The organism is Flavonifractor sp. An91 (genome assembly GCF_002159225.1).
GTDB classification, from domain to species: Bacteria; Bacillota; Clostridia; order Oscillospirales; family Oscillospiraceae; genus Flavonifractor; species Flavonifractor avicola.
In genome coordinates this window covers 1-4,757 of record NZ_NFHA01000071.1, presented here as the reverse complement: position 1 = coordinate 4,757, position 4,757 = coordinate 1, and the positions used below count along the sequence as shown (strand labels likewise).

Below are 4,757 nucleotides of genomic sequence, written 5' to 3'. Positions count from 1 at the left end.
TTGCCGGGAGCCTCGCAGGTGGCGTCCCGAATCACAACACTCTGGAACGCATGACCCAGGGCAGCCTCATAGTCCCGCTTTTCAATCTTGCCGCAGTCCACACACAGGTAGCGGTCATAGCCCAGGGTCAGGCAGGTGGGGTTCACGCTGTCCAGCAGGGTCCAGTTGTGATCCTCACCACAGGTGCCGTCTCCCTCGGTTTCCTCGGTACTTTCGTCTCGCAGATGGACATAGGCCACGCCGTCCTCAACCATGTCGGTGTTCTTGTAGGTGTAAGTGATCTCATAGTACACCGCATAGTCCCCGGCCTCGGTATAGTTGGGGGCGCTGGTCAGGGTGCAGCCATCCGCCGTGTGGCCGTAGCGGATGGCGGTGGTGACACCTGCCTCGGAGAGATCGGACACGGTGACAGTATGGGGCTGGCCGTCCACCACGCCGAAATAGTCTGCCACAACAGACTTGGCGGCGGTGTAGGCAGTTTCAGCATAGCCGCAGTCGGCACAGGTGGACATCTCCACAAAGCGGTCATGGGCCAGCTCCGGGCGGATGGCCGTTTCCATGTGGTGCCGCTCCAAGGTGGAACTTTCCTCCTTGTAGGTGCCATAACAGAACGCGCAGTATTCACCGCTGGTAGTAATGACACGGTGGAAATTACGATCTGCCTGCTCAATGGTTTTGCTTTCCGGCAGCGTCTCAAAGAAGTCTGCCGCGCAGTCATAGAGCCAATACACATTCTTGTTGCAGGCGTAACTGGTAGCGCCCATGTTGCTGTTGATGGTGCCGCAGACCTCGCAGACGGCTTTCGTCCAGTGATAGCCGGTATAGTAGGCGTCCTGGCCGGGGGTGCCGTCCAGAAGATCGCCCTTGCTCTTGCCGTCCAGACAGGTGCCGTCCGAATACTTGACATTTCGGGTCAGCGCCGTTTCCCCATTGCGGGTGTACTCGGGAACACGGAACACCTCAAAGGCGGTGGCCTTGTCACAAATACAGCAATCAAAGGTTTCCACCGTCACCACCGAGTTTGCGTCCAGTTCGTTGGTACGGTTCAGCGCCTCCTGCCAATGCTCCGCCGGGTCATGGTAGCTGTTCTGCTGGGCGGCAAAGGCCGAGGGGACGAGGGAGAGCATGACGGCTACGACCAGAAGGAGGGCCGTCAGCCTCCGGGGGGAATGATGATTGTCTTTCAAATTGCACCTCCTAAATTTGTCGCAGAAATCAGAAAAGCCCCTGGGACATTTTGTCCCAAGGGCTTACTTCTCCAGTTCCGCCTTCTTCTCCGGCGGCTGCTTTTCCTTCCACTCGTCCAGCAGGGCCATGATCTGGTCCTTCATCTGACGGGGAGTGACCTCCTTACCAAAATACTTGCTCAATTCATCCGCGCTGATAATCACTTGACCAACCTCCTTTTTTTCCTCGCTCAAAATTGCGTCGATCACATCGCCGGTGAGTTTGTTCTGCTGGTCCAGCTCCCGGAGCTTTTTGGCCTGGGCAACAGAGGGGGATGCTTGCTCGCCTTCGATGGACACCGCGATAAGCTGCTGGTTCTTGGGGCGAATATAGGAAAGTTCCACGGCGGGCATAAAGCCCAGTCCTTTAACCCGTTTCCCGTTTTCGTCCTCGTGGCCGTCCACCATAGCCTGCAATTCCGGCACAAGGGAATTGAGCCGGATATAGCGCATGACCTTTTTGTAGTTCATGCCGTGGGCCTCACCCACGATCTCCGCAGACCGTTTTCCGATGTCCCCCTCAGCCACATTTTTGAGCGGAACGCCCTGGTGCTTGATGTCCTCCATCTCCAGATCCAGCAGACGGGCAAGCTCGGTGGGGAGCATACCGTCACGCTGCTTGTTGCTGTCCCGCATTTCCCGAATGGCCTCGTGATCCGTCATTTCACGGACGATACAGGGAAGTACCTCCAGACCGGCCAATTCACTGGCCCGGCAGCGCCGATGTCCGGCGATGATTTCATAGCCGTTGCCATCTTTCTCCGGGCGCACCGTGGCAGGAGTGATGACGCCCATCTGCTTGACCGAGGCAACGGTTTCTTTCATCTTCGCATCGTCCCTCACCTGGAATGGGTGGGGGCGGAAGGTGTGGAACGGGTGCAGCTCGGACAATTTCAAATAAACGACCTTCTGATCTTCCACCGGACGGGGCGGGGCAGCCGGTTCAGCCACTATGGGAGTCGGTGCATCATTTTGGATGGAAGGAGCGCCGCCAACACCGCCACCACCAGGGGCAGGCTTGTCCGGGGTATTCTTGCCCCGCTTGCCTTGGGACACTTTGTCCCTGGGCTTTTTCTCCTGGGGCGGTTTATCCTTTGGCTCTTTTGCAGCTTTGGGGGGGCGGCCACCGCGTTTTGGCGTGGGTGCTGTTTCAAACAACCTCGTCTGCGTGTCCTCCGGGGCTTTGTTCGTGGTGTCAGTCTGTTCGACCTGTTCCCGTGCTGCCCGATTGCGCTGGGCAATCAATTCACTGATTTTTTCAATAGGGACAACGACCTCAGCCCCATCCTTGTCCGGTCCATCCGTTTTGGATTTATTCTCCGGGGCTTTTTCCTCTGGTGGCTGGGGCGTATCTGCGACAGGGCTGCCCTCCGGTTTCTCCGGGGTATTGGGTTTTCCCTGTGCAGGCGCATTTGGAGTGGCTTTTCCCGCATCAGGGGATTTTCCGGTACCCGGTTCCTCCGGCGCAGGTGTCTTTTTTTCGTCTGCCATCGCTACCTCCTTCTTAAAAATAAATTTTGGAGTGTTGCACAAAATTAAAGTCAAAAATTTTGTGCCTATTTTTTCTACTTCTCACCTCCTTCAAACCTACCTCCATGCAAAAACGCCGCCCGGTGGTCTCCACGGACGGCGTTTTGCGTAATGTGATAGATTTTATTTTTTAATATTCCCTTGATTTTCAAGGGTTATAGCCACTTTCCTAATAACATCGCCCCGACCGGGCCTACCGGGCCTGCCGGTTCCGGTGCAACCGGTGCTACCGGCCCTACTGGACCCACCGGGCCCACCGGACCTACCGGACCTGCCACCCCCGGACCCACCGGACCCACCGGCGCGGCAGGTGTGACCGGACCCACTGGCCCTCAGGGTATTCCCGGACCTGACGGCGCTACCGGTCCTACCGGACCTCAGGGTATCCCCGGCCCCGATGGCGCTACCGGTCCTACTGGCCCCACCGGACCTGCCGGTACCGCGGGTACTGCCGGTGCAACCGGACCTACCGGACCCACCGGTCCTACCGGTACTGCGGGCACTGCTGGTGCTACCGGACCCACCGGCCCTGCCGGCACCGCGGGCACTGCTGGCGCTACTGGTCCTACTGGCCCCACCGGGCCTACCGGCCCTGCCGGTGAGACCAACGCCGCCGCCACGGTCACCACCCTGCAAACCAGTGCCAGCCTGACCGACGCTATCAACGCCATCAACCAGATTATCCAGAATCTGAAGGCCGCCGGTCTGATGGAAACCTGATCCTGCGGGAGGGGGGCAGTCTGCCCCCCTCTCCTTCTGTGAAAGGAGAAGGCACTTATGAAAATTGTAGTCTACGCCATCTGCAAGAATGAGGCCCAGTTTGTGGACCGTTGGATGGACTCCATGTCGGAGGCCGATCAGGTGGTGGTGCTGGACACCGGCTCCACCGACGACACCGTGGCCCGTTTGGAGGCCCGAGGAGCCGCTGTCACCGTGGAAACCATTTCTCCCTGGCGGTTCGACACTGCCCGCAACCGTTCTCTGAACCTGGTGGATGAGGACGCCGATATCTGCGTGTGTACCGATCTGGACGAAGTGTTCCATCCCGGCTGGCGGGCAGCCCTGGAGGCGGCATGGATGCCCGGCGCAGGTCAGGCCCGGTACCGCTACACCTGGTCCTTCCGGCCCGATGGAGCCGAGGGCGTGGTGTTCTGGTACGAGAAGATCCACCGCCGCCACGGTTACCGCTGGGTTCATCCGGTTCATGAGATCCTGCGCTGGGAGGAGCCTGGTCAGCCCGGCCCCATGGTAACAGCGCTGGGGGTGCAGCTGGACCACCACCCTGATCCCTCCAAATCCCGTGGCCAGTATCTCCCTCTGCTGGAGCTGTCGGTACAGGAGGAGCCGGAGGACGACCGCAACGCCCACTATCTGGGCCGGGAGTATTTTTTCCATAGCCGGTGGGACGACTGCATTGCCACCCTCAAGCGGCACCTGTCCATGCCCACCGCCACCTGGAAGGATGAGCGGGCGGCCTCCATGCGGTACATTGCCAAGTCCTACATACAAAAGGGGGACCCTGCCCAGGCCAGAAGCTGGTTTTTCCGGGCCGCCGCCGAGGCCCCCCATCTGCGGGAGCCCTGGATGGATCTGGCTACCCTGTGCTATCAGCAGGAGAACTGGGACGGGGTGCTGTATTTTACCGGTGTCGCTTTGGCCATCACCGTCCGGCCTGATACCTACATCTGTGAGGCGGAGGCCTGGGGGCCACTTCCCCACGACCTGCGGTGCCAGGCCTATTTCCGCACCGGGCGCATCGGCCCCGCTCGGGAGGAAGCGCAAAAGGCCCTGGTCCTCTCCCCTGCCGATCCCCGGCTGGCGGGCAACGTGGAACTTTTGAGCCGTATGTAAGAGAAGACCGGCATCCTTTTGGATGCCGGTCTCAGCCTGTCGAAAAAGTCCAGCAAAAGCTGGGCTTTTTCATTTAGATGAGATAAGATAGAGGTGGAGGTGAGGGAGATGCTGGAACGTGGAAAAAAAGATCGTGATGTAATAGAGATT

Annotated in this window: 3 protein-coding genes and 1 pseudogene; 2 read left to right on the top strand and 2 right to left on the bottom strand. The window is 59.2% G+C overall.

The features are described from left to right. A pseudogene (locus tag B5G42_RS17250) lies at nucleotides 1-1,187 on the bottom strand (hypothetical protein); the annotation flags it as partial. 63 nt (nucleotides 1,188-1,250) lie between these two features. Continuing rightward, the gene (locus tag B5G42_RS17245; RefSeq protein WP_087188062.1) at nucleotides 1,251-2,717 is read right to left on the bottom strand and encodes a ParB/RepB/Spo0J family partition protein; all 1,467 of its coding nucleotides are present in this window, start codon (nucleotides 2,715-2,717) and stop codon (nucleotides 1,251-1,253) included. Nucleotides 2,718-3,068: 351 nt separating this feature from the next. On the opposite strand from B5G42_RS17245, the gene B5G42_RS17240 reads away from it, so the two are divergent. Further along, a complete protein-coding gene (locus B5G42_RS17240) occupies nucleotides 3,069-3,476 on the top strand; it encodes a hypothetical protein (protein WP_206406212.1) in 408 nt (135 codons plus the stop codon). Between the two features lie 57 nt (nucleotides 3,477-3,533). Then, on the top strand, nucleotides 3,534-4,607 hold the full coding sequence (locus B5G42_RS17235) for a tetratricopeptide repeat-containing glycosyltransferase (protein WP_087273071.1): 1,074 nt from the start codon (nucleotides 3,534-3,536) through the stop codon (nucleotides 4,605-4,607). Nucleotides 4,608-4,757: the final 150 nt, after the last annotated feature.

Bases quoted from the DNA above. Each gene is read 5' to 3' on its own strand.
- B5G42_RS17245 (WP_087188062.1), bottom strand. From the start codon at position 2,717: ATGGCAGACGAAAAAAAGACACCTGCGCCGGAGGAACCGGGTACCGGA.
- B5G42_RS17235 (WP_087273071.1), top strand. From the start codon at position 3,534: ATGAAAATTGTAGTCTACGCCATCTGCAAGAATGAGGCCCAGTTTGTG.